Origin of the sequence: Xanthomonas sp. AM6, from assembly GCF_025665335.1 — a bacterium.
Classification (GTDB): Bacteria; Pseudomonadota; Gammaproteobacteria; order Xanthomonadales; family Xanthomonadaceae; genus Xanthomonas_A.
This window is the reverse complement of record NZ_CP106869.1, coordinates 2,232,252-2,256,247: the sequence shown is the minus strand read 5'-3', so window position 1 is coordinate 2,256,247 and position 23,996 is coordinate 2,232,252. Positions and strand designations below refer to the sequence as shown.

At 70.1% G+C, this 23,996-nt stretch carries 22 protein-coding genes and 1 tRNA gene; 11 read left to right on the top strand and 12 right to left on the bottom strand.

What is annotated here, in order from left to right; translation table 11 throughout:
• Positions 1-7 precede the first annotated feature (7 nt).
• The 3 genes from OCJ37_RS09405 to OCJ37_RS09395 all read right to left on the bottom strand — a co-directional run bounded on the left by OCJ37_RS09405 (position 8) and on the right by OCJ37_RS09395 (position 2,469).
• Entirely contained in the window at positions 8-655 is a 648-nt protein-coding gene (locus tag OCJ37_RS09405; RefSeq protein ID WP_145706360.1) for a response regulator, read from the bottom strand.
• Between the two features lie 615 nt (positions 656-1,270).
• Positions 1,271-1,360 (bottom strand) — tRNA-Ser (locus OCJ37_RS09400).
• A 122-nt stretch (positions 1,361-1,482) separates the two neighbouring features.
• Positions 1,483-2,469, bottom strand: coding sequence for a LysR family transcriptional regulator (locus OCJ37_RS09395; RefSeq protein ID WP_179564979.1), 987 nt, complete (start codon positions 2,467-2,469; stop codon positions 1,483-1,485).
• A 145-nt stretch (positions 2,470-2,614) separates the two neighbouring features.
• Here OCJ37_RS09395 and OCJ37_RS09390 point away from each other — a divergent pair, with 145 nt between their 5' ends.
• Positions 2,615-3,178 carry a hypothetical protein gene (locus OCJ37_RS09390; protein WP_263113374.1) on the top strand — a complete coding sequence of 188 codons (564 nt, stop codon included), beginning with the start codon at positions 2,615-2,617 and terminating at the stop codon, positions 3,176-3,178.
• 44 nt (positions 3,179-3,222) lie between these two features.
• On the opposite strand, the gene serS is transcribed toward OCJ37_RS09390, so the two are convergent.
• Entirely contained in the window at positions 3,223-4,503 is a 1,281-nt protein-coding gene (gene serS, locus OCJ37_RS09385) for a serine--tRNA ligase (RefSeq protein WP_263113373.1), read from the bottom strand.
• A gap of 140 nt (positions 4,504-4,643) precedes the next feature.
• On the opposite strand from serS, the gene OCJ37_RS09380 reads away from it, so the two are divergent.
• The gene (locus OCJ37_RS09380; RefSeq protein ID WP_263113372.1) at positions 4,644-5,297 is read left to right on the top strand and encodes an energy transducer TonB; all 654 of its coding nucleotides are present in this window, start codon (positions 4,644-4,646) and stop codon (positions 5,295-5,297) included.
• Between the two features lie 106 nt (positions 5,298-5,403).
• Entirely contained in the window at positions 5,404-5,628 is a 225-nt protein-coding gene (locus OCJ37_RS09375) for a hypothetical protein (RefSeq protein WP_263113371.1), read from the top strand.
• A gap of 79 nt (positions 5,629-5,707) precedes the next feature.
• On the opposite strand, the gene aroA is transcribed toward OCJ37_RS09375, so the two are convergent.
• From aroA to serC, 3 genes are all read right to left on the bottom strand, one after another.
• A complete protein-coding gene (gene aroA, locus OCJ37_RS09370; protein WP_263113370.1) occupies positions 5,708-7,024 on the bottom strand; it encodes a 3-phosphoshikimate 1-carboxyvinyltransferase in 1,317 nt (438 codons plus the stop codon).
• A gap of 155 nt (positions 7,025-7,179) precedes the next feature.
• On the bottom strand, positions 7,180-8,346 hold the full coding sequence (pheA, locus tag OCJ37_RS09365; RefSeq protein ID WP_263113369.1) for a prephenate dehydratase: 1,167 nt from the start codon (positions 8,344-8,346) through the stop codon (positions 7,180-7,182).
• Between the two features lie 76 nt (positions 8,347-8,422).
• Positions 8,423-9,508, bottom strand: coding sequence for a 3-phosphoserine/phosphohydroxythreonine transaminase (gene serC / locus OCJ37_RS09360; protein ID WP_263113368.1), 1,086 nt, complete (start codon positions 9,506-9,508; stop codon positions 8,423-8,425).
• Positions 9,509-9,655: 147 nt separating this feature from the next.
• Between serC and msrP the strand changes: the two genes are divergently transcribed.
• Positions 9,656-10,624: a protein-methionine-sulfoxide reductase catalytic subunit MsrP gene (msrP, locus tag OCJ37_RS09355; RefSeq protein ID WP_263113367.1), complete on the top strand. Its 969-nt coding sequence runs from the start codon at positions 9,656-9,658 to the stop codon at positions 10,622-10,624.
• A 107-nt stretch (positions 10,625-10,731) separates the two neighbouring features.
• Positions 10,732-11,361: a protein-methionine-sulfoxide reductase heme-binding subunit MsrQ gene (gene msrQ, locus OCJ37_RS09350; RefSeq protein ID WP_263113366.1), complete on the top strand. Its 630-nt coding sequence runs from the start codon at positions 10,732-10,734 to the stop codon at positions 11,359-11,361.
• Here msrQ and OCJ37_RS09345 read toward each other — a convergent pair.
• Entirely contained in the window at positions 11,330-12,130 is an 801-nt protein-coding gene (locus OCJ37_RS09345; protein ID WP_263113365.1) for an FHA domain-containing protein, read from the bottom strand. The genes msrQ and OCJ37_RS09345 overlap by 32 nt on opposite strands.
• Before the next feature lie 119 nt (positions 12,131-12,249).
• Here OCJ37_RS09345 and OCJ37_RS09340 point away from each other — a divergent pair, with 119 nt between their 5' ends.
• Complete coding sequence (locus OCJ37_RS09340) at positions 12,250-12,525, top strand: polyhydroxyalkanoic acid system family protein (RefSeq protein ID WP_145706328.1); 276 nt, start codon at positions 12,250-12,252, stop codon at positions 12,523-12,525.
• A 79-nt stretch (positions 12,526-12,604) separates the two neighbouring features.
• Here OCJ37_RS09340 and OCJ37_RS09335 read toward each other — a convergent pair whose 3' ends face one another.
• Entirely contained in the window at positions 12,605-13,324 is a 720-nt protein-coding gene (locus OCJ37_RS09335; protein WP_263113364.1) for a DUF8198 family protein, read from the bottom strand.
• Between the two features lie 87 nt (positions 13,325-13,411).
• On the opposite strand from OCJ37_RS09335, the gene OCJ37_RS09330 reads away from it, so the two are divergent.
• From OCJ37_RS09330 to OCJ37_RS09320, 3 genes are all read left to right on the top strand, one after another.
• Entirely contained in the window at positions 13,412-14,686 is a 1,275-nt protein-coding gene (locus tag OCJ37_RS09330) for a patatin-like phospholipase family protein (RefSeq protein ID WP_263113363.1), read from the top strand.
• An 85-nt stretch (positions 14,687-14,771) separates the two neighbouring features.
• Complete coding sequence (locus OCJ37_RS09325; protein ID WP_263113362.1) at positions 14,772-15,407, top strand: phasin family protein; 636 nt, start codon at positions 14,772-14,774, stop codon at positions 15,405-15,407.
• A 228-nt stretch (positions 15,408-15,635) separates the two neighbouring features.
• The gene (locus tag OCJ37_RS09320) at positions 15,636-16,667 is read left to right on the top strand and encodes a restriction endonuclease (RefSeq protein ID WP_263113639.1); all 1,032 of its coding nucleotides are present in this window, start codon (positions 15,636-15,638) and stop codon (positions 16,665-16,667) included.
• A 170-nt stretch (positions 16,668-16,837) separates the two neighbouring features.
• Here the strand turns inward: OCJ37_RS09320 and OCJ37_RS09315 are convergent, their stop codons facing one another.
• The 3 genes from OCJ37_RS09315 to OCJ37_RS09305 form a co-directional block, all read right to left on the bottom strand.
• Positions 16,838-18,826, bottom strand: a complete 1,989-nt coding sequence (locus OCJ37_RS09315; RefSeq protein WP_263113361.1) for an SDR family oxidoreductase — start codon at positions 18,824-18,826, stop codon at positions 16,838-16,840.
• A 173-nt stretch (positions 18,827-18,999) separates the two neighbouring features.
• Positions 19,000-19,731, bottom strand: a complete 732-nt coding sequence (gene hutC / locus OCJ37_RS09310) for a histidine utilization transcriptional repressor HutC (protein ID WP_263113360.1) — start codon at positions 19,729-19,731, stop codon at positions 19,000-19,002.
• 40 nt (positions 19,732-19,771) lie between these two features.
• Complete coding sequence (locus tag OCJ37_RS09305; protein WP_263113359.1) at positions 19,772-21,169, bottom strand: formimidoylglutamate deiminase; 1,398 nt, start codon at positions 21,167-21,169, stop codon at positions 19,772-19,774.
• A 63-nt stretch (positions 21,170-21,232) separates the two neighbouring features.
• Here OCJ37_RS09305 and hutI point away from each other — a divergent pair, with 63 nt between their 5' ends.
• Positions 21,233-22,435, top strand: a complete 1,203-nt coding sequence (hutI, locus tag OCJ37_RS09300; RefSeq protein ID WP_263113638.1) for an imidazolonepropionase — start codon at positions 21,233-21,235, stop codon at positions 22,433-22,435.
• Positions 22,432-23,970 (top strand): histidine ammonia-lyase, encoded by a 1,539-nt coding sequence (hutH, locus tag OCJ37_RS09295; protein ID WP_263113358.1) that lies wholly within the window; start codon positions 22,432-22,434, stop codon positions 23,968-23,970. The genes hutI and hutH overlap by 4 nt, the downstream gene beginning before the upstream one ends.
• The last annotated feature ends 26 nt before the right edge of the window (positions 23,971-23,996 follow it).

Sequence of the window (23,996 nt, the reverse complement as noted above, 5' to 3'; positions counted from 1 at the left end):
GGTGGCGCTACAGCGGATGCGCCGGATCCAGCAACCCGTACTGCGTGGCAAGACGCGCCAGCGCGATGTTGTCGTGGATGCCGACCTTCTCGAACAGCCGCGCCTTGTGCGTGTTGACCGTCTTGGCGCTGAGGCTCAGGCGCTTGGCGATGTCTTCCTGGCGCAGCCCGCGGGTCAGCAGCAGCGCGACTTCCAGTTCGCGCGGAGACAAGGCGTCGAACGGCGACCCCCCACCCTCCAGGTTGGCCAGCGCCAGGTTCTGCGCGATGTTGGCGCCGAGGTAGCGCTTGCCCATTGCCACGTCGCGTACCGCGCGCAGCAGTTCCTGCGCATCGCCGGCCTTGCCCACATAGCCAGACGCGCCGGCCTCGAGCAGGCGCTTGGGCAACGGACCGTCCTCCAGCACCGACACGATGATGACCTTGGTGCCGTGGTCGCCCTTGACGATGCGCTCGGTCACTTCCAGGCCACTGACGCCGGGCATGTGCAGATCGCACAGGACGATGTCGGGCTTCAGCTGACGGATCTGCGGCATCGCGGCTTCGCCGCTCTCGGCCTCGCCGACGATTTCGATATCGGTCTGATTCGAAAGGATCAGCTTCATGCCGGTACGGACAAGAGCGTGATCGTCGACCAAAAAAACCCTGATGGCCATCTCGTATAACCCCAACGCAGCGAACGCCACGCAGCCAGACTAGCGGCGTGAATTGTTCAGGGCAACAAGAATTTGTAGACAAATCATCCAGATTTCACAGCACGCTAAGCAAGGCGCTGGGTGCTGTCATCATGGCGAAAAAAACACCACGCCGGGCTTACTCAAGGCTCGGCACGCAGGGCGAGTGACCAGCCTGTTCGCTCCTCTAGGAAAGCGCGGCGGTACCTGCGTCAGGCAGGCGCAGTATCACGGCTTGCGGACGACAACGTTATCAGGGCAAAGCCTGATATCGGGTCAGATTTTCCTGACCTCGTCCGGCGCCGAATCCGAGCAGCGATCCCGCCGTCGCTTGGCACGCCAGATCGGGGTTTTCCGATCCCATGTGTTCGCAGTCTCGGCTTGGAGTGCTCGTGATGGGCGCTCGTGGCACAGCGCGCTCGAACGGTGCCGACATGGCAGGGCGTCGATACTTCTCGCCACGATAGCGGCAAGCAAGCCATCGGTGCTCAGCGAGTCGATCAAGCAGCACCTATGGTCGCCTGAGATAGGCAGGTCCCATTCGACACAGGGAACACTGCTGGCGAGCCGCACGCCATACGGGGAATCGGGATTGAATGGCGGAGAGAGTGGGATTCGAACCCACGGAAGGTTTGACCCTTCGCCGGTTTTCAAGACCGGTGCCTTAAACCGCTCGGCCATCTCTCCGATTGCGACTACCCCGCTTCTCGCCCGATCGCCGGGCATGCGCTTGCGCTCGCCGGAACATCGCGGACCGCTGGCCGTGAGCGCTGCGGCCGCGCATTTTCGCACGGCCGCGCCGGATTTGCTCAGCCGGCCTCGACCGCCATCGCGCCCAGGGTCGAGTGCTTGACCTTGATCCGCTCCGGGCAGCCGCTGCAGTCCAGGCGCGAGGCCTCGATCTGGCGCGGCAGGTGTTCGGCGAGGAAGTCGATGAACACGCGCACCGCCGGCAGCAGGCCGCGGCGCGAGGCGAACACGGCGTGGCAGATGCCCTGCGGCAGCGACCATTCGGGCAGCACCACTTCCAGTTCGCCGTTGCGCACGGCGTCGGCGCAGACCGTCTCCGGCAGCAGGGTGATGCCGAAGCCGTCCTTGACCATCGACTGCAGCAGCGGGAAGTCGAAGCCGGCCACGCGCGGTTGCAGGTCGACGCGGCGTACTTCGCCGGCCGGTCCGTGCAGTTCCCAGCGCTGCCGCGCCTCGTCCTCGCTGATGCTCAGGGTCACGTGCGAGGCCAGTTCTTCCGGGTCCTTGGGGCGGCCGGCGCGGTCGAGATACTTGGGGCTGGCGACCAGCAGCTCCTGCACCTGGCCGAAGCTGCGCATCACCAGGCTGCCGTCGTCGTCCAGGCGCGAGCGCACGCGCAGCGCGACGTCGTAGCCTTCGTTGATGATGTCCACGCGGCGGTTGCTGATGTTCAACTGCAAGCGCACCTTGGGGTACTGGTCGAGGAACATCGGCAGCAGCTTGGGCAATTGCATCTGCGCCAGCGACACCGGCACGCTGACCCGCACCAGGCCGCGCGGTTCGGCGCTGAGCCGGTCCACCACCTCGCGCGCCGCCTGCGCCTCGGCGAGCATCGTCTGCGCGTGGCGATGCACGCTCATGCCCAGGTCGGTGACCGCGAAGCGGCGCGTGGAGCGCTGCAGCAGGCGCACGCCCAGGTCGGTTTCCAGCTGGCTGATGCGGCGGCTCAGGCGCGACTTGGGGATGCCCAGGGCGCGCTCGGCGGCGGCGAAACCGCCGTGGTCGACCACCATCGCGAAGTAGTACAGGTCGTTGAGATCGTGCATGTTCTTTCGATATTTAGAACGATGAATGAAATCGCATTGGGTTCATTCTACTCCCACAACGATGCTGGCTGTGCAAATGCGTTGGCGGCCGGCTCCCAACGCAGCGCCCTACCCGGCGGCAGGACCGCGGCGCATCCGATCGGGGATGGTCATCCGTCTCCTTTCCGACGTGGTTGGCAAGGTTTCGTCGCTGATGGCACGGCCTGGAGGCGTCTCCTGCGCAGGCTTCGCTGTGCTGGCTGGCGGCCATCTTCCGATCGCGTTCTTGTGGGAGCGACTTCAGTCGCGACGCGACCAAGCCAATGCCACCGGTGAGCGGCACACCGAACGCTCGCTGCCCATTCGCGAACTGCTGGATGGACGAAACCAAGATTCCAGCACACGCGGCAGCAGCGTCTTGGTGGATGGTGCGCTGATGCCATCGGAAATGGGCGGCCGTCAGCGAGGCGGCGAGATGTGGGCCGCCCAAAACCCTGCCGGTGGACGATGTGCAGCCAAGTTGGTTGCACAGCAGGCTGGGCCTGCCGGCATGGCTGCCAGATGTCTCCTGCAGTCGGCTATAGCCAGTCGAGCACGTCGGTCGCGGCAGGTGTCTCGGTCAAGCCTGTCGCGACTGAAGTCGCTCCTACATGGCGGCGGCAGCCAAGCCGAAACACTGGATCGGGGCGATCCGCACCGACGCTTTGCGCCGGATGGTGCTGCCAGCTGATCCGCCCTGTCCGCCGAGGGCGCGCAGGCGAACGCGGCGGACGCTCAACCGATCCGGTCGAGGCCGCCCATGTACGGACGCAGCGCATCGGGCACGGTGATCGAGCCGTCGGCGTTCTGGTAGTTCTCCATCACCGCGATCATCGCGCGGCCGACCGCGGTGCCGGAGCCATTGAGCGTGTGCAGCAGCTCCGGCTTGCCGGTGGCCGGGTTGCGCCAGCGCGCCTGCATGCGCCGCGCCTGGAAATCGCCGCAGTTGGAGCACGAGGAGATCTCGCGGTAGGTCTGCTGCGACGGCAGCCAGACTTCCAGGTCGTAGGTCTTGGTCGCGGAGAACCCCATGTCGCCGGTGCACAGCAGCACCTTGCGGTACGGCAGCCCCAGCGTCTCCAGCACCACTTCGGCGCAGCGGGTCATGCGTTCGTGCTCGGCGGCGCTGTCCTCGGGCCGGCAGATGCTGACCAGTTCCACCTTCTCGAACTGGTGCTGGCGGATCATGCCGCGGGTGTCGCGGCCGCCGCTGCCGGCCTCGGAGCGGAAGCACAGCGAGTGCGCGGTCATGCGCAGCGGCAGGCGTTCGGCCTCGACGATCTCGTCGCGGACCAGGTTGGTCAGCGAGATCTCCGAGGTCGAGATCAGGTAGCGCTTCTGCTCGCCCAGGTGGGTGGCGAACATGTCCTCTTCGAACTTGGGCAACTGGCCGGTGCCGTACAGGCTGTCGGCGTTGACGATCACCGGCACGTTGGTTTCCTGGTATGCGTGCGGGCCGGTGTGCAGGTCGAGCATGAACTGCGCCAGCGCGCGGTGCAGGCGCGCGATCGGCCCGCGCAGCACGGTGAAGCGCGCGCCCGACAGCTTGGCCGCGGTCTCGCCGTCCAGCCAGGCGTGGCGCGCGCCCAGTTCCACATGGTCCTTGACCTCGAAATCGAACGCGCGCGGCGTGCCCCAGCGCTGCACCTCGACGTTGTCGGCCTCGTCCTTGCCGGCCGGCACGTCGGCCTGCGGCAGGTTGGGAATCTCCAGCGCCAGCGTCTCCAGCTGCGCGCGGATCTCGTCCAGGCGCTGCTCGGAGGCCTTCAGCTCGTCGCCGAACCCGGCGACTTCGGCCATCAGCGCGGCCACGTCCTCGCCCTTGGCCTTGGCCTGGCCGATCGCCTTGGAACGGCTGTTGCGCAGGCTCTGCAGTTCCTGGGTGCGCACCTGGATGCGCTTGCGGTCGGCCTCCAGGGCCTCCAGGGCGGCCACGTCCAGCGCATAGCCGCGGCTGGTGCGCAGGCGCTCGGCGAGGTCGGCGGGCTGTTGGCGGAGCAGGACGGGATCGAGCATGGGCGCGGCACGTGGATGGATCGGAGCCGCGCATTATCGCCTGTCGGTCGCGCTTTTGCCGAAAACGGCGAGGCCGCCGCGCTGCGCGACCGATTCACCGCGGCTATGCCAGAATCCAGCGGTTCCCCACGGTGAGTCCCATGTCCACGTCGCCTCCCTCCTCCAACACCGGCATCGTGCTGCGCCTGCCGCGGCGCCTCCTCGTGATCGTCGGCATCGCCTTCTGCGCGGGGCTGCTGCTGTTCCTGGTGGTGTGGCTGGCCGGGCGCAAGGACAACGACTTCTACAAGCCGCAGCCTGCGCAGGTGCAGCAGGATGCGGCGCAGATCAAGCCGCTGCCCGAGCCGCTGCCCGCCGGCAGCGGCGCCAGCGACATGCCGCAGGCCAAGCCGGCCGCGGCCGAAGACACGCCCAAGCTGGTCGAGACCGCGCCGCCGCCGCCGCCCGACGCCATGGCGCCGGCGGCCGCGGCCACCGATGGCGGCGGCAGCGCGCCGAACGCGGCGCTGGCGCCGGGCGATCGTCCGGTGCCGCTGGAAGGACAGATGCCGCCGCCGCGCTATCCGCCGGCGGCCCTGCGCCGCGGCGACAGCGGCACGGTCGTGGTGCGGGTCGACGTGGATGCCAGCGGCGCTCCCGCCGGCGTGGCGCTGGTCAGGCGCAGCGGCTCGCGCGACCTGGATCGCGCCGCAATGGAAACCGTGCGCCGCTGGCGCTTCCGTCCGGCCCAGCAGAAGGGCCAGGCGGTGGCCGGCAGCCTCGAGATCCCGTTCGATTTCAAGCCGGGTCCGTAAGCTGAACCGTGCTTGCGGCGCGCGCGCCGCGTTCACGAGCGGCTGACACACCTGTCGCCGCATCGGGGCAAGACTGGTTGGGTCCCACGACCCAAGGAGCATGGCCATGTCCAGACCGCACGATACGCAGGACCTGTATCCGCGCAACCGCAATGACAAGGCCGCGCGTTCCCGCGCCCATCGCGGTTCGCCCTGGGCATGGGTGGTCGTGCTCGCGCTGGTGCTGGCGGCCAGCGGCTGGTGGCTGGGCCGCGATCGCGGGCTCCAAGCGCCCTCCTCCACCGCGCCGGCGCCGGCGACGCCGGCCAACGACCCGCCACACGCGCCGTAAACGCATTCCTGGCTGCATCGCCACTCGCGCGGCGATTCATGCCGGTATCTCGATCGTACCGGGATGGCCGCGGCCGGGTTCAGTCGGCGGCGGCCAGACCGAAGCCGGCGCCGCGCGCCAGCGTATCGAAGCCCGGGAACGAGGTGGCCACGTTGGCGACGTCGTTGATCCGCACCTCGCCCTCGGCCAGCTGCCCGGCGATCGCGAACGCCATCGCGATGCGATGGTCGCCGTGGCTTTCGATCACGCCGCTGCCCAGCGCGCCGCCGTGGATCGTGGCGCCATCGGGCGTCTCGTCGACGACGATGCCCAGGCTGCGCAGGCCGGTGGCCATCGCCGCCAGGCGGTCGGATTCCTTGACCCGCAGTTCGGCCGCGCCGCTGACCACGGTGCGGCCCTGCGCCGCGGCGGCGGCGACGAACAGCGCCGGGAATTCGTCGATCATGTCCGGCACCACCGCTTCCGGGATCTGCGCCCCGCGCAGCTGCGCATGGCGCACCCGCAGGTCGGCCACCGGCTCGCCGCCGTGTTCGCTGTGGTTGTGCTCGACGATGTCCGCGCCCATCAGCCGCAGCGCGGCGAGCAGGCCGGTGCGGCGCGGATTGAGGCCGACCGCCTTCAGGGTGATGTCCGAGCCGGGAACGATGCTGGCGGCGACGATGAAGAATGCCGCCGAGGAGAAATCGGCCGGCACCGCGATGTCGGTGGCGCGCAGGCGCTGGCCGCCGCGCAGGCGCGCATGGCCGGGCGCGAACGCGATCTCCACGCCGAACGCGGACAGCATGCGCTCGGTGTAGTCGCGGGTCGGATGCGGCTCCTGCACCGAGGTGACGCCGTCGGCATAGAGCCCGGCCAGCAACACCGCGGACTTGACCTGGGCGCTGGCCACCGGCGAGACGAAATCGATGCCGTGCAGCGGCTGCCCGCCATGGATGCGCAGCGGCGGCACGCCATTGGCGTCGGTGTCGATCCGCGCGCCCATCAGCGCCAGCGGCTCGGTCACCCGGCGCATCGGCCGCTTGGACAGCGAGGCGTCGCCGACCAGCACGCTGTCGAACGGCTGCGCCGCCAGCAACCCGGCCAGCAAACGCATGCCGGTACCGGCATTGCCGCAGTCCAGCTCGCCCTGCGGCGCCTGCAGGCCATCGACCCCGACCCCGTGCACGATCCGCTGCGACGGCGACGGCGTTTCGATCCTGACCCCGAGCCTGGCGAAGATCGCGGCGGTCGACCGCGTGTCCTCGCCCTCCAGGAACCCGTCGATGCGCGACACCCCATCGGCCAGCGCCGCGAACATCACCGCCCGATGCGACACCGACTTGTCGCCCGGCACATTCAACGCCCCCTGCAAAGCGGAGCCCTTCGTCGCGATCCAGTACTGCTGGTTGCTCATCATCGTTCCTGAAATTGCCGTCGCGACCCCGATCGGACGCGCTGTTGATCTGCGGTGCTGCCGCTATGGCTTTGTGGTTGTGCTGTTGCTGCCGACCTCGATGCCGATTTTGCAGTGCCGTTGCCGCCGCGCCAGCTCCAGCAGCTACACCAGCAAGATCAAGGCACCGCCACCGGATAGGACCCCAGCACCTTGATCTGCGCCGAATGCGCCTTCAACTCCGCCAGCGCCTGCTTCATCGCCTCGTCCTCCACATGCCCGGCCAGATCGATGAAGAATCCGTACTCCCACTTCGCCTGGTGTGACGGCCGCGACTCGATCCGGTTCATGCTGATCCCATGCCGCGCGAACGGACTGAGCACGTCGAACAGCGCGCCCGGCTTGTCGTGGATGAACACCAGCACCGAGGTGCGGTCGTGCCCGGACGGCGGGAAGATCTGCCGCCCGATCACCAGGAAGCGCGTGGTGTTGTCGTCGTCGTCCTCGATCGACTTCATGATCACCTTCTTCAGCGCATACACATGCGCCGCGCTCTCCCCGCCGATCGCCGCCGCATCCTCCGCATTGCGCGCGCGCCGCGCGCCCTCGGCATTGCTCGACACCGGGATCTTCTCCACCTTCGGCAGGTGCGCGCGCAGCCAGCCGGCGGTCTGCGCGAACGACTGCGGATGCGCATAGATCCGCTCGATCGCATCCAGCCGGCCGCTGCGCGACAGCAGATACTGGTGCACGCGCAGTTCGGTCTCGCCGCAGATCTTGAGGTTCGAGGTCAGGAACATGTCCAGGGTGACCTGGATCGTGCCCTGCCCGGAGTTCTCCACCGGCACCACGCCGAAATCGGCGTTGCCGCTCTCCACTTCCTGGAACACCTCCTCGATCGTCGCCATCGGCAGGCCCACCGCCGAGCGGCCGAAGTGCTTGAGCACCGCCTGCTGGCTGAAGGTGCCTTCCGGGCCGAGGTAGCCGATCTTTAGCGGCTCCTGCTGCGCCAGGCACGCCGACATGATCTCGCGGAACACGTGCACCAGCACTTCGTCGCTGAGCGGGCCCTGGTTGCGGTCCACCACCATGCGCAGCACCTGCGCCTCGCGCTCGGGTCGGTAGTAGTCCACCGCCGCGGCGAGCTTGCCCTTGGCCTTGCCGACCTGGTGCGCGAACTGCGCGCGCTCGGCGATCAGCGCCTGGATGCTGCGGTCGATCTCGTCGATCTTGGCGCGCACGTCGGCCAGGGCCGGCGCCGCGGCCGCGGCCTTGGCGGTGCCGCTCGATTTCGCCTTGCTCGGCTTGGCGTCTGCGGCTGGGGATTTCTTCGGCTTTGAAGCCATGGATCGTGTTCCTCGATGTTCCGGATCGCCTGTGGGCGATCCGGTCGCGGCTGAAGCCGCTCCTACAGGGGACGGCTCAGCCGTTGCGTTGCTGGAAGTCGCGCATGAACGCGACCAGCGCCTGCGCGCCGGCCACCGGCATCGCGTTGTACAGCGAGGCGCGGATGCCGCCGACCGCCTTGTGGCCCTTCAGCGCCAGCAACCCGGCCGCCTTGGACTCGGCGACGAAGCGCGCGGTGAGGGTCTCGTCCGGCAGGAAGAACGGGATGTTCATCCGCGAGCGCGCCCCGGCCACCACGTCGTTGCGGTAGAAGCCGCCGGAGCCGTCGATCGCCGCGTACACCAGCGCCGACTTGGCCTGGTTGCGGCGCGCGAATTCCTCCACCCCGCCCTCGGCCAGCATCCACTTGAACACCAGCCCGGCCAGGTACCAGTTCCAGGTCGGCGGCGTGTTGAGCATCGAATCGCGCGCGGCGTGCGAGCGGTAGTCGAAGATGTCGGCGCGCGGCTGGCCGCTGCGCTGCAACAGGTCCTTGCGGACGATCACCACCGCCACCCCGACCGGGCCCAGGTTCTTCTGCGCGCCGGCGTAGATCACCGCGTACTTGGACACGTCGATCGGCTCGGCGGCGATGCTGGAGCTGAAGTCGGCGAACAGCGGCACCTGGCCCACGTCCGGCGCATCGCGGAACTCCACGCCGTGGATGGTCTCGTTGGCGGTGATGTGCACGTAGGCGGCGTCGGCACTGAGCCGCCAGCTGTCGCGCGGCGGGAGGTCGTGGAAGCCGCCGGCCTCGCTGCTGGCGGCCACGTGCACGTTGGCGTACGGGGTGACCTGCTTGATCGCGGTCTTGCCCCAGTGCCCGGTCACCACGTAGTCCACGGTCTGCCCGGGTGCGGCGAAATTCAGCGCCAGCAGCGCCTGCTGGGTGGTGGCGCCGCCGGACAGGAACAGCACCGCGTAGTCGTCAGAGATGCCGATCAGGCGGCGCAGGTCGGCCTCGGCTTCGGCGGCCACCGCCATGAACTCGGCGCCGCGGTGGCTCAGCTCCACGATCGAGGCGCCCACGCCGTTCCACTCCAACATCTCCGCCTGCGCCTGGCGCAGGACCGATTCCGGCAATGCAGCGGGGCCGGCACTGAAATTGAACGCGCGCGTCATGGGGCACCTATCGGACAAGACCCGTAGTATGCCGCAGCGCACCAGCTTGCGGCCCGGGCAATTTAGGTTGCATTTGCATCCATTCGCCGGCGCAGGCGTAGTCTGTAGCGAAGTCGTCCGCGGTCGCCCGTCCTCCAGGAGTCAGTCATGTCATTGCGCGATGTGCTCAACATTCCCAGCCGCGAGATCACCGACGAGGCGGTCTACCGCGACCGGCGGCGCCTGCTGCAGGCGCTGGCGCTGACCCCGGCGATCGGCCTGGCCGGCTGCGCCGAGGCCGAACCGCCGGCCCCGCCGAAGACCGTGGTGACGCCGGAACAGGCGCGCAGCGGCTTCCGCACCAGCGAGGAGCTGACCCGCTACGAGGATGTCACCAGCTACAACAACTTCTACGAGTTCGGCACCGACAAGACCGATCCGTCCAAGGCGGCCAAGACCCTGCGCACCGTGCCGTGGTCGGTGAAGGTGTCCGGCGAATGCGAAAAGCCCGGCACCCTGGCGCTGGACGACCTGCTCAAGGGCAACACGCCCGAGGAGCGCATCTACCGGTTGCGCTGCGTGGAGGGCTGGTCGATGGTGATCCCGTGGCTGGGCGTGCCGCTGGCCGCGGTGCTCAAGCGCTTCGCCCCGACCGCCAAGGCCAAGTACGTCGCCTTCACCACCCTGGCCGACCCGCAGCAGATGCCCGGCATCCGCTACCGCTCGATCGACTGGCCGTACAAGGAGGGACTGCGCATCGACGAGGCGATGAACCCGCTCACCCTGCTCGCCACCGGCCTGTACGGCAAGCCGCTGCCGCAGCAGAACGGCGCGCCGCTGCGGCTGGTGGTGCCGTGGAAATACGGCTTCAAGAGCATCAAGTCGATCGTCGAGATCCGCTTCGTCGAGCGCATGCCGGAAACCGCCTGGCACGAGCTGCAGCCGTCCGAGTACGGCTTCTTCTCCAACGTCAATCCGGCGGTGGACCATCCGCGCTGGAGCCAGAAGACCGAGCGCCGCATCGCCGGCAAGGCCAGCAAGCTGTTCGCCGAACGCATCCCGACCCGCCCGTTCAACGGCTATGCCGAGCAGGTGGCGGGGATGTATGCGGGGATGGACCTGAAGAAATGGTATTGAGCCAGGATCGGGGAATGGGGATTCGGGATTGGGCCGGCGCGCGGCCGGCCTGCACGCGCGCGCGCGATGGGATGGATGACTCGCGTCCGGGGACGCACTGAGATCGCATGGCCAAGACGTCCGCTTCTCTGATCGTGGCCAAGGCGCTGGTGCACGCGCTGGCGCTGGCGCCGCTGGCCTACCTGGGCTGGCAGTTCTGGCAGGTCTGGCAGGCCGGCAGCGATGCGCTCGGCGCCGACCCGGTGGCCGAGATCGAGCACCGCACCGGGCTGTGGGCGCTGCGCCTGTTGCTGCTGACCCTGGCGATCACGCCGTTGCGGCAGCTGACCGGGCAACCGGCGCTGCTGCGCTTCCGGCGCATGCTCGGGCTGTACGCGTTCTTCTATGCCTGCGTGCACCTGGGCGTATACCTGGGCCTGGACCTGCGCGGCTACTGGGCGCAGATCTTCGAGGAGATCGTCAAGCGCCCCTACATCACCGTCGGCTTCACCGCCTGGCTGCTGCTGATCCCGTTGGCGGTCACGTCCACCCAGGGCTGGATGCGCCGGCTCAAGCGCAACTGGGGCAAGCTGCACAAGGCGATCTACGCGATCGGCGTGCTGGCGGTGCTGCATTTCTGGTGGCTGGTGAAGTCGGACATCCGCGAACCGCTGCTGTACGCGGCGATCCTGGCGCTGCTGCTGGGCTGGCGCGGCTGGCGGGCGCTCAGCGCGCGCCGAACCACAGCAGCCCGCTGAGCGCGGCCGCCAGCAGCAGCGCGCTGAGCAGCAGCCACGGCCAACGCAAGGCGGTGGCGGTGCGTGGGACGGCGTCCGCTGTGTCCGCCGCCGGCGCGGCGCTGGCTGGATCGTGCTTCAGCGGCTCGCCGGCCGCGGCCTGCGGCACTTCCAGCACGAAGCGGTGTTGCGCGTCGAACACCAACTGGTCGCCCGGCTGCAGCCAGCAATCGTGCACTGCGTTGCCGTTGACCTGGGTCTGCGCATCGCCGAGCCCGCGCAGCAGCACGCGCTCGCCATGCCGTTCCAGGCGCGCGTGGCGCTCGGCGAAGGCCGGATCGTCGATGCAGATGTCGCAGTCGCGCAGACGGCCGATGCAGCGCACGCGGTCCAGGGTGTAGCTGCGGCCATGGTGCTGGCCGCCGACGCCGCGCAGCACCAGCCGCGGATCGTCGACCTCGCCGTCGGCCACGTCGGGCAGGCGCTGCAGCGGCGCGCACACGCCCTGCACCACCATTTCCACGCCATCGGCATAGACCGCGTCGCCGGCGCGCAGCAGCGCCATGCGCCGCACCGGACGCCCGTTCACGTGGATGCCGCGGGCGCCGTTGGCCACCTGCAGCCACAGCCCGCGCCGGTCCAGGCAGAACTGCGCCAGCAGCAGCGCGCCCTGGGTGTCGTCGACCACGCCCACGTGCCCGGAGGCCTGCCGCACGATGCGGTGCACGCCCGCGCGCAGGGGCCGGTCGGGTTGCTGGCGGTTGCTGAAATGGACTTGCAGGTCGGGCACGGCGGGGAGCCTAGCAGGTTGCCCGCGCCGGAAGAAGCGCGCCGCGGCTGGACAACACTTCGCGCATACGCACAATGCCTGATCGTTTACGCGGGCCGCATGCCCGCACAGGAGCCAGCATGTCCAGCATCGACATCCGCCACGACCACGACAAGACCCCCGCGCAGGCGCGCAAGGCGATCGAAACCGCCGCCAAGAAGCTGTCCGAACGTTTCGACCTGGAATCGCGCTGGGACGGCGACGCGCTGCTGTTCTCGCGCTCCGGCGTGGACGGGCGCATCGAACTGCTGCCCAAGCAGGTGCACGTCACCGCCGAGCTGGGCTTCCTGCTGTCGGCGCTGAAGGGCACGGTGGAAAGCGAGATCCGCCGCGTGCTGGCCGAAAAGCTGGGCTGAGCGGCGAGCCCTTCTCCCCTCGGGAGAGGGGGTGACGGTGAGGGTACGGCGCGAACGCGACTCGCTGCGCCGCGCCGGCTCAATCGAACGCGAACGGCTGCGGGTGCCCGGCGAACAGGCGCCGCGACACCTCGCGCTCGGTGCTCTCGATGTCGCCGATGAAGCCCTCGGCGTCGCCGAGCTTGGAGAACGCGTCGAAGCCGCGCTCCAGAAACCCCTGCAACTCCGACAGGCCCGCCGCCTTGGCCGGGCCGCGCGCGAAGCGCAGCAGCATGCGCACGCCCGGAGTGTGCACCGCGGTGGCCAGGCCCAGGCCGACGCTGGCGATCAGGTCGATCTGGTGCAGGCGCAGGCGACGCAGGCCGGTCTGCCGATAGGCCTCGGCGTACAGGTCGTCGTCCAGCCGCTTGCGGCGCGGCGCCAGCGCCTGCAGCGCCTCGGCCATGCGCAGGTCCAGGGCGTGGGTCAGCGCGCCCAATTCGATGCCGTCGGCGACCGTGTCCAGCAGCGTGGCCGGCATCAGCCGCTGCATCATCGGCAGCACCTTGACGATGTCGGCGTCGCGGCGACTGAAATCGCGGTCGCCATAGACGTCGGTGAGGAAGAACATCGCCGCCGGGCGCCGTTGCGGGTCTTCCAGGAAATGCTCGAAGCTGCGCTCCAGCCGCTGCGACTGCCAGCGCCGCAGTTCCTGCAGCCAGCGCAGCGCGTTGCGCGGTTCGTGCGCCGGATCGTGCACGGCCTGGTGCCACGCCAGACGGCGGCCGAGTCGTTCCAGGACGGGAGAGCTGCGCGCCATGGGCGCCGATGATGGTCGCAGCCGAGCACGACCGCAAGCATCATGCCGCTCGGCTACACTCGGGCCAACGCCTCTTGCGGACCGCGCATGCTTTCCCTCCACAGCGCCTCGCCACGCCCCCGTTCCCATGGCCGCATCGGCCTGGCCATCGCCGGCGGCGGCCCGATCGGCGGCATGTACGGACTCGGTGCGCTGCGTGCGCTGGACGATGCCCTGGACGGGCTCGACCTGACCCGGCTGGACTGCTACGTCGGGGTCAGTTCCGGCGCGTTCCTGACCGCCGGGCTGGCCAATCGCATCAGCAGCGCCGAGATCTGCCGGATCTTCGTCACCGGCAACAGCGACGATGCGCACTTCCGGCCCGAGGATTTCCTGCGCCCCAACGTCTACGAGTACCTGCGCCGCGCCGCGACCCTGCCCAAGCTCGCCTACGGCTGGTGGTACGACCTGCTGACCGAACCGCGCAAGACCCGCTGGTCGGACCTGATCACCCGCTTCGGCGGGCTGGTGCCGAGCGGCCTGTTCGACAACGCCGGGGTCGAGCGCTTCATGCAGGACGTGTTCAGCCGGCGCGGCCGCAGCAACGATTTCCGCACGCTGGAGGCGGACCTGTTCGTGGTCGCGGTGGACCTGGACAGCGGCCGCACCGTGCGCTTCGGCGAGCCGGGCCTGGACCAGGTGCCGATCTCGCTGGCGGTGCAGGCCAGCGCCGCGCTGCCGGGGCTGTACCCGCCGGTGGAGATCGACGGCCGCCACTACGTCGATGGCGCGCTGCGGCGCACGATGCACGCCTCCACCCTGCTGGAGCGCGGCATCGACCTGATGATCGGGATCAACCCGCTGGTGCCTTACGACGCCACCCACGCGCCGCGCCGCAATGGCCAGGTCGACCGCGCGCGGCTGCTCAGCGGCGGCCTGCCGGCGGTGCTGTCGCAGACCTTCCGCACCCTGCTGCAATCGCGCATGCAGGTCGGGCTGGAAAAGTACGCGCGGCAATATCCGCGCGTGGACCAGTTGGTGTTCGAGCCCAACGCCGACAACAGCGAACTGTTCTTCACCAATCTGTTCAGCTACGCCGCGCGCCACCGCGTCTGCCAGCTGGCCTACCGCAACACCCTGGCCGACCTGCGCCGCAATGCCGAAGTGCTGGAGCCGATGCTGGCCGCGCACGGCATCGCCCTGCGCCACCAGATCCTCAACGATCGCCATCGCACCTTCACCGATGGCGTGGACGTGCAGCCGCGGCGCATGACCGAGACCACCGCACGCCTGCGCCGCGCGCTCGACGACGTCGACCAGGTCATCGCCAGGCGCCGCGCCGCCCGCCGCACGCGGCGTCCGCCGCCGGCTCCCGCCGACTGAGGCGCCGTGGCGCTGGTGTGATTACTCTAACCAACGCCGTGAGTCTCGAACCCGCCACCCAACCGCCCGAAGGAACCACATCGCCATGGCCACGTTGAAGAAGTCCGCACGCAAGAAGAAGACTGCCGCCGCCAGCGACGAGGGCCTGCAGGCGCAGGCGGAAAAGCTGTCCAAGCGCCTGGGCGAATCGGCGCAGCAGGTGTGGCTGGCCGGGGTCGGCGCGTTCGGCCGCGCCCAGGCCGAAGGCGGCAAGCTGTTCGAGACCCTGGTGAAGGAAGGACTGACCCTGGAACAGAGCACGCGCAAGCTGGCCGGCGGCGGCGTCGATGCGGTCCGCGATGCGGTCGAGAACCGGGTCGGCCAGGCGCGCGAACGCGCCGTCGATACCTGGGACCGGCTGGAGAAGGTGTTCGAGGACCGGGTGCAGCGCGCGTTGCGCAGGCTGGAAGTGCCCAGCCGCGAAGACCTCGGCACCCTGGTCGAGCGGGTGGACGCCTTGAACGCCGAGCTGCGCAATCTCGGCGGCGGACGCAGCGCGCGCAAGGCCCCGGCCAAGGCGCCGGCCGCCAGGAAAGCGGCGAAGAAGCCCGCCGCGCCCAAGTCCGCCCCGGCCAAGCAGGCGCCGGCGCGCCGCCGCGCCGGCCCGGTCGTGGCCAGCGCCGCGCCCGCGCCCAAGCGCGCCAGCCGCAAGCGCGCCGCGCCGCCCGCCACGTCCGAATGACGATTTGTTGCAAAGCAGCAGATTTTTTCGGACAATCGGGACGGACCCGCCAGTCCATCTGAAGACCGTTTGCTCCCCTCCCCTCTCGGCTTCGGACTGGCGGGTCTTCTTCTGTCCGCCGTTCCCCGCTGTCGCCTTCCCGGCGCCGTGACACGCTGGCGATAAACTGGCGTCATCGATCAGCGTGATGCGGGTGCGTGCATGTTTCACTGGATAGTGGCAATGGTTCTGGCAGTCGCGGCCTGGCTCGCTGCCACGCTCTACCTGTGGCTGGTGCGCCGCCGCGAGAACGAGACCACTGCCGGACTGCACGCCCTGGCCGGACTGCACTGGCGCGACTTCTCGCGCATGGTGCGGCGCGCGATGCGCGAGCAACGCGACCTGCACGACGCGGCCGATGCGGACGCGGCGCTGGAGCCGCAAAGCGATTTCGTGATGACCCGCGGCGATGCGCGCTGGCTGCTGTCGTGCAAGCACGGCCGCGCCTACCGGATCGGCTCGGCCGCGGTCAACGAACTGGGCGCCGCGGCGCGGCTGATGGGCGCGCAGGGCGGCATCCTGATCACCGAGGGCAAGGTGCAGCGCGACGGCATCGCCGCTGCCGACAAGCAGTCGGTGGAGATCCTCGACGGCCGCCGCATCTGGCCGATGCTCAAGCCCTACCTGCCCAGCGAACTGGAGGACGGCGTGATCGGCGCCAGCCGCCGGCGTGCGCAGCGGCACACCGCGATCGCCGCGCTGGCCGCGCTGACCCTGGGCCTGCTGGTGGGGCTGGGCGGATTGGCGCTGCAGCAGCGCAGCGCCGATGCCGCGTCCAGCGCCGCGCTGCCCGCCCCCGGCACGCCTGCACCTCCCGCACCCGCTCCTGCCGCGTCCGCCCCTGCCGCGTCCGCACCAGCACCGGCCGTCGCGCCCGACACGCGCCCGGCCGCCACCGCTGCAACACGCGCCGCAGCGCGCCCCAGCGCAGCGCCCGTGGCCGGGGCCACGCCGTCGACCACGGAGCCCGACCCCGCCACCGAAGCCGGCTATCGCCAGGCGCTCTCCAAGGCCCTGGCCAGGACGCCGGGCGTGATCCGCGGCATCTGGCAGACCCAGATGACGCTGGTGATCGACCGCAGCGGCGACGACGCGCAGGTGCTGCCGCGGATCTGCAGGGAAGTGGAGCGCTACCCCTCGCTGCGCACCGTGCGCATCCAGCTTAATCCGCGCCCCGGCCACGACGAGCCGGTGCGCTGGCGACAGTGCAGGACGATGTGAGCCGGGATTCGGGATCGGGGATTCGGGATTGGCTCTGAGCGGGATTCGGGATCCGGGAACAGGGATTCGCAAGCGTGTTGGCTAATGCGAGTCCATCGTGCCGGTGTTGCATCCGGCACGGCAAAGCCGCTCTTACGAATCCCCAATCCCCAATCCCGAATCCCGGCCCCTCACCAATGGACCCCGCGCATCAGCGCCGCGAACGCGATCTGCTCCTGGCTCGGCTTGGCTTCGCGCATCGCCTTGCGGTCGCCCTTGGCCGCGGCCGAGTCCGGGAACAGTTCGAAGGCGGTGTTCATCACCACTTCGTAGGCCTTCGGCGCGACCGCGTTGACCAGCGCGGCGAAGATGCCCAGCCGCGTGGCCACCCGGCTCGGGCGCTCGATGATCGCCTTGACCATCAGGTCGGCGGCCTCGTCCACGCTCAGCGTCGGCACGCTGTCGTACATCTTGGTCGGCGCGATCATCGGCGTCTTCACCAGCGGCATGTTGACCGTGGTGAAGCTGATGCCCTTGCCCGACAGTTCGCCCTGCGCGCAGCGGCTCCACGCGTCCAGCGCCGCCTTCGAGGCCACGTAGGCGGAAAAGCGCGGCGAGTTGGCCAGCACGCCGATCGAGCTGACGTTGATGATGTGGCCCTTGCGCCGCGCGGTCATGCCCGGCAGCACGCCCATGATCAGGCGCAGGCTGCCGAAGTAGTTCAGCTGCATGGTGCGTTCGAAGTCGTGGAAGCGGTCGTAGCTGAGCTCGATCGAGCGGCGGATCGAGCGGCCGGCGTTGTTGATCAGCACGTCGACGTGGCCGTGCGCCTCCAGCACGGTCTTGAGCAGCGCATCGCAGCCGGCCAGGTCGGACAGGTCGGCGGTGTAGGCGAACACCTTGCCGCCCTTGGCGTTCATCGCATCGCGCGCGGCGTGCAGCTCCTGCTCGCCGCGCGCGACGATGATGGTGGTGGCGCCGGCCTCGGCCACGCGCTGCGCGGTGGCCAGGCCGATGCCGGAGGAACCGCCGGTGATCAGCACCACCTTGCCGCGCACCTTGCCCTTGAGCGTGCGGTCGACGAACAGGTCCGGGTCCAGGTGCCGTTCCCAGTGGTCCCACAGGCGCCAGGCGTAGTCCTCCAGCCGCGGCACGGCGATGCCGCTGCCCTTGAGCGCGCGCTCGGTCTCGCGGCTGTCGAAGCGCGTGGGATAGGTGATGAACTTCAGCACCTCGCGCGGGATGCGGAAGTCGCGCAGCAGCATGCCGGTGAAGCGGCGGATCGGCGGCAGGCCGCCGAGCGCGGCGCGGATCCCCGAGGGCACGAACGCGAACATCCGCGCGTCCACCCGCAGGGTCATCTCCGGCGCGTGGCCGGCGCGGCAGAACACGTTGAGCACCTCGCCCACGCGCAATGGTTCCGGATCGGTGAGGTGGAAGGTGTGGCCGTCGAGCTTGGGCTTGTGCGCGATGTGGTCCATCGCGTCGGCGACGAAATCCACCGGCACCAGGTTGATGCGCCCGCCCTCGATGCCGAGCATCGGCGCCCACGGCGGCAGCAGCTGGCGCAGTTTCTTGATCAGCGGGAAGAAATAGTACGGCCCGTCGATCTTGTCGATCGCGCCCGTGCGCGAATCGCCGACCACCATGCCGGGGCGGTAGATGCGCCACTTGATCCGGGTTTCCGCGCGCACCAGCGCCTCGGCGTCGTGCTTGGTGCGCAGGTAGGGATCGTCCAGGCCTTCGGCCTCTTCGAACATGTCCTCGCGGAAGATGCCCGGATACAGCCCGGCCACCGCGATCGAGCTGGTGTGGTGGAAGATGCCGGCGCCGATCTGCGCGGCCAGCTCCAGCGCGTTGCGGGTGCCGTCGAGATTGGCCACGCGCTGCGCCTCGGCCTTGGCGGTGAGGTCGTACAGCGCGGCCAGGTGGAAGAAGTGCCGGACCTTGCCGTGCAGCGCCTTGCGTTGCGCGTTGTCCAGGCCGCAGCAGTCGGCGCCGACGTCGCCGTGCAGCACCACCAGGCGCTTGGCGTCCCAGCCCTGCTCGCGCACCAGCGCGTCGAACTTGCGTTGCGACTCCTTGCGGACCAGGACGTGGATGAGGCCTTTGCGCCGCATCAGGTTGGCCATCAGATAACGGCCGATGAAACCGGTGGCGCCCGTCACGAAATACGTCATGCCCAACCATCCCTCGTTGTGCGGCCGCGGCCCCTCGCCCCGTCCTGGGCGCTAACTTGCCAGAGTGCGGCAGGCAGGACAAACGCACGCCGGGGTATGGCGCGGGCATGCCGCCGTGCGGCGGCGCAGCATCGGGCGCCGCCGGCACGAGGGTTTCCGCGACCGCGCCGAACTCAGCGCGCGCCCGGCGAGAACCGCGCCACCAGGTCGTAGGTGTCGCCGAGGAATACCTGGCGCACGAAGGTCACAGCCTGTTCGCCGCGCCAGGTCTGCCGGTCGATCAGCAGGCAGGCGGTGCCGGCCGCCACCTGCAGGCGCGCCGCCTGCGCGGGGCTGGCGCCGACTGCGCTGATGCGGTGTTCGGCGCGGGTCCACGGCACGTGCTGCAGCAGCCAGCTGCCGGGCACGGTGACCGCGAAATCCATCTGCAAGGCCTCGGGCACCGCCACCGGATTGATCACCCGCTCCTCCAGCGCGAACGGGCGCCCGTCTGCGTAGTGCAGGCAATGCAGCGACAGCAGCGTGCCGGCGGCGGCGACGGCGGCCTCCTGCGGCAACGCGGCGCGCGGCGCGCGCTGGCGCCGCTCGAGCAGTTCGAAACGGTAGGCGTGGCCGCGCGCGGCGACCTCGACCGGAATGTCGGGGATCTCCAGCGCCACCTGCTCCATGTGCGGATGCGGCCGCGCCACGAACGAACCGGCGCGGCGGCGGCGTTCGATCATGCCGGCGTCGGCCAGCAGCGCCAGCACCTTGTTGACCGTCATCCGCGAGCAGGCGTACTGCGCCATCAGCTCGTGCTCGAACGGGATGCGATGGCCCGGCGGCCATTCGCCGCTGCGGATGCGGCCTTCGATGTCGCTGCGGATGCGCTGGTTGAGCGTGGCCGCGCGCCGGGGCTGGCTCATCGGCGCTCCTGCACGGCGGCGCGCAGCAGGCGGCGCGGCATCATGCGTCCAGCAGCGCGGTCAGCGCCCGCGCATAGGCTGCGGCGACCGCGTCGCGGCGATGGTGGCGGCCGTCGCGCACCAGCGCGCGGCCGTTGCGCCAGACCGAGCGCACCGCACCGCGCCGCGCGGCGAAGATCCAGCTGTCGAGCAAGGCGTCGCCGTTGCGCGCGCACAGCGCCGGATGCGCCGGATCCAGTTCGACCAGATCGGCCGGCGCGCCCGCGCACAGACCCTGCGCCACGCCCAGCGCCTGCGCCGCGCCCTGCGCGGCGGACTGCAACAGGAAGCGGCCGCTGGAGACCGCGGCGTCGCCGGCGAGCACGTTGCGCCCGCGCAGCTGCAGGCGCTGGCCGTATTCGAGCAGGCGCAGTTCCTCGGCCGCATCGATCAGCACGTTGGAATCGGAGCCGACGCCAAAGCGGCCGCCGGCGTCGACGAACGCGCGCATCGGGAACAGCCCGTCGCCGAGATTGGCCTCGGTGATCGGGCACAGGCCGACCACCGCGCCACTGGCGGCGATGGCCCGCACTTCGTCGGCATCGACGTGGGTGGCATGGACCAGGCACCAGCGCGCGTCCACCGGCGCATGCGCCAGCAGCCACTGCACCGGCCGCTGCCCGCTCCAGGCCAGGCAGGCCTCGACCTCGCGGGTCTGCTCGGCGATGTGGATGTGCACCGGGCCGTCGCACAGCGGCAGCAGCGCGGCCAGCTCGTCCGGGGTGACCGCGCGCAGGCTGTGCGGCGCGATGCCGAGCACCGCGTCGTCGAGGCCGCGCAGGGCGCGACGGCTGCCGTCGAGCAGCTCGGCGTAGCCGTCCACGTCGTGGATCAGCCGCCGCTGCGCGGGGTTCGGCGCGGCGCCGCCGAAGTCGGCATGCGCGTAGAACACCGGCAACAGGCTCAGGCCGATGCCGCTGGTGTGCGCGGCGGCGGCCAGGCGCTGCGCCATTTCCGCGCGGTCGGCGTACGGCCGGCCATCGGCGGCGTGGTGCAGGTAATGGAATTCGCCGACGCGGGTGAAGCCGGCCTCGAGCATTTCCACGTAGGCCTGCTCGGCGATGGCCTGCATGCTGTCCGGGTCCAGCCGCTGCAGGAAGCGGTACATCAGCTCGCGCCAGCTCCAGAAGCTGTCGCCGCTGCGCCCGCCGAGTTCGGTCAGCCCGGCCATGCCGCGCTGGAACGCGTGGCTGTGCAGGTTGCCCAGGCCGGGCACGGCGATCGCCAGTGCGTGGTCGCCGGGCACTGCGGCCACGCCGGACTGCACCGCGGCGATGCGGCCACCCCGCAGCGCGATCCGCACGTCGCGCGCCCAGCCATCCGGCAGCAGCGCCTGCGCGCACCAGAAACCGGTCGTCGCCTCGTTCCCGCCCGCCTGCTGCTGCACCAGGGTCTGCACTGGACACCCTCCATCGCCCGCAATATTGTATATACAAAATAACCGACGAGCCTGCCCGTGACCATGCCCTGCGACACGCTCTGGCACAACACCCACCTGATGACGCTGGATGCCGAGGACGGTGGCCTGGGCCTGGTCCGCGACGGCGTGGTCGCCTGCCGCGACGGCCGCATCGTCTATGCCGGCGCCGCCGCGGCGCTGCCCGAACCGTTGGCCGCGCTGAACAGCGTCGACTGCGGCGGGCGCTGGATCGGTCCCGGCCTGATCGACTGCCACACTCACCTGGTCTACGCCGGCAACCGCGCCGGCGAGTTCGAGCAACGCCTGCTCGGCGCCAGCTACGCCGACATCGCCCGCGCCGGCGGCGGCATCCTCTCCACCGTGCGCGCGACCCGCGCCGCCGACGAGGATGCGCTGCTCGCCGCCAGCCTGCCGCGGCTGGACGCGCTGCTGGCCGAGGGCGTGACCACGGTGGAGATCAAGTCCGGCTACGGGCTGAGCCTGGACGACGAACTGCGCCTGCTGCGCGTGGCGCGGCGCCTGGGCGAACTGCGCCCGGTCGCGGTATCGCCGACCTTCCTCGGCGCGCATGCGGTGCCGCCCGGCATCGATGCGCAGGCCTACATCGACGAGGTCTGCGAACGGATGATCCCCGCGGTCGCCGCGCAGGGCCTGGCCGAAGCGGTGGACGTGTTCTGCGAGCACCTGGCCTTCACCCCGGCGCAGACCGAGCAGGTGTTCCAGGCCGCGCAGCGCCACGGCCTGGCGCTGAAGATCCATGCCGAGCAGCTGTCCAACCAGGGCGGCGCGGCGCTGGCGGCGCGCTACGGCGCGCGCTCGGCCGACCACGTCGAGTATCTGGACGCCGCCGGCGTCGCCGCGATGGCCGCCGCCGGCACCGTGGCGGTGCTGCTGGCCGGCGCGTTCTACTTCACCCGCGATACGCAGCTGCCGCCGATCGCCGCGCTGCGCGCCGCCGGCGTGCCGCGCGCGCTGGCCACCGACTGCAATCCCGGCACCTCGCCGCTGACCAGCCCGCTGCTGGCGATGAACCTGGCGGCGACGCTGTTCCGCATGACCGTGGCCGAATGCATCGCCGGCTTCACCCGCGAGGCGGCGCGCGCGCTGGGACGCCAGGAGCAGGTCGGCCGGCTGCGCGCCGGGCTGCACTGCGACCTGGCGATCTGGGACATCGAGGAACCGGCCGAACTGGTCTACCGCATGGGCTTCAATCCGCTGCATGCGCGCATCTGGAGGGGACAATGAACGACCACGAGATCCTGCTGCGCCCCGGCGCGGTGAGCCTGGCGCACTGGCGCGACGTGTACCGCGGCGCCGGCGTGCGCCTGGACCCGGCCTGCGCCGACACGGTGCTGCGCAGCGCGCGGACGGTGGAGGCGATCGTCGCCAAGGGCGATCCCGTGTACGGCATCAACACCGGCTTCGGCAAGCTGGCCAGCGTGCGCATCGAGCGCGAGGACCTGGACACCTTGCAGCGCAATATCGTGCTGTCGCATGCGGCCGGGGTCGGCGAGCCGATGCCGGCGCCGGTGGTGCGGCTGATGATGGCGCTGAAGCTGGCCAGCCTGGCGCAGGGCGCCTCCGGCGTGCGCCCGGCCACGCTGGCGTTGCTGGAAGCGCTGCTGCGCCACGACGTGGTGCCGGTGGTGCCGTGCCAGGGCTCGGTCGGCGCGTCCGGCGACCTGGCGCCGCTGGCGCACCTGGCGACGGTGATGATCGGCGTCGGCGAGGCCTTCGTCGGCGGCCGGCGCCTGCCGGCGCACGAGGCGCTGGCGCAGGCCGGACTGCAGCCGCTGGCGCTGGGCGCGAAGGAAGGCCTGGCGCTGCTCAACGGCACCCAATATTCCACCGCCTACGCACTGGCCGGGCTGTTCGAGATCGAGCGCGTGTTCCATGCCGCGCTGGTCGCCGGCGCGCTGTCCACCGAAGCGGCGAAAGGCTCGGACACCCCGTTCGATCCGCGCATCCACGCCCTGCGCGGCCAGCCCGGGCAGATCGCTACCGCCGCCGCGCTGCGCGAACTGATGCGCGGCTCGGCGATCCGCGATTCGCACCGCGACAACGACGTGCGCGTGCAGGATCCGTACTGCCTGCGCTGCCAGCCGCAGGTGATGGGCGCGGCGCTGGACGTGATGCGCCAGGCCGCGACCACGCTGGCGATCGAGGCCAACGGCGTGTCCGACAACCCGCTGGTGTTCAGCGACACCGGCGAGGCGCTGTCCGGCGGCAACTTCCACGCCGAACCGGTGGCCTTCGCCGCCGACATGCTGGCGCTGGCGGTGTGCGAGATCGGTTCGATCAGCGAGCGCCGCGTGGCGATGCTGGTGGACCCGGCGCTGTCCGGGCTGCCGGCGTTCCTGACCCCGAAGCCGGGGCTCAATTCCGGCTTCATGATCCCGCAGGTCACCGCCGCGGCGCTGGTGTCGGAGAACAAGCAGCGCGCCTACCCGGCCAGCGTCGATTCGATCCCGACCTCGGCCAACCAGGAAGACCACGTGTCGATGGCCGCGCACGGCGCACGGCGCCTGCTGGCGATGGCCGAGAACGCGGCCAACGTGGTCGGCATCGAGCTGCTCGCCGCCGCGCAGGGCTGCGACTTCCATGCGCCGCTGACCTCCAGCGCCGCGCTGGAGGCGGCGCGCGCGCTGCTGCGCGCGCAGGTGCCGGCGCTGCAGGACGACCGCTATTTCCATCCGGACATGCTGGCCGCCACCGCGCTGGTGCGCGATGGCGCGCTGGCCGAGACGATCGGCCTGCCGCTGCCCGATGCCGTTTCCTGACCATGCTCCCTGTAGGAGCGGCTTCA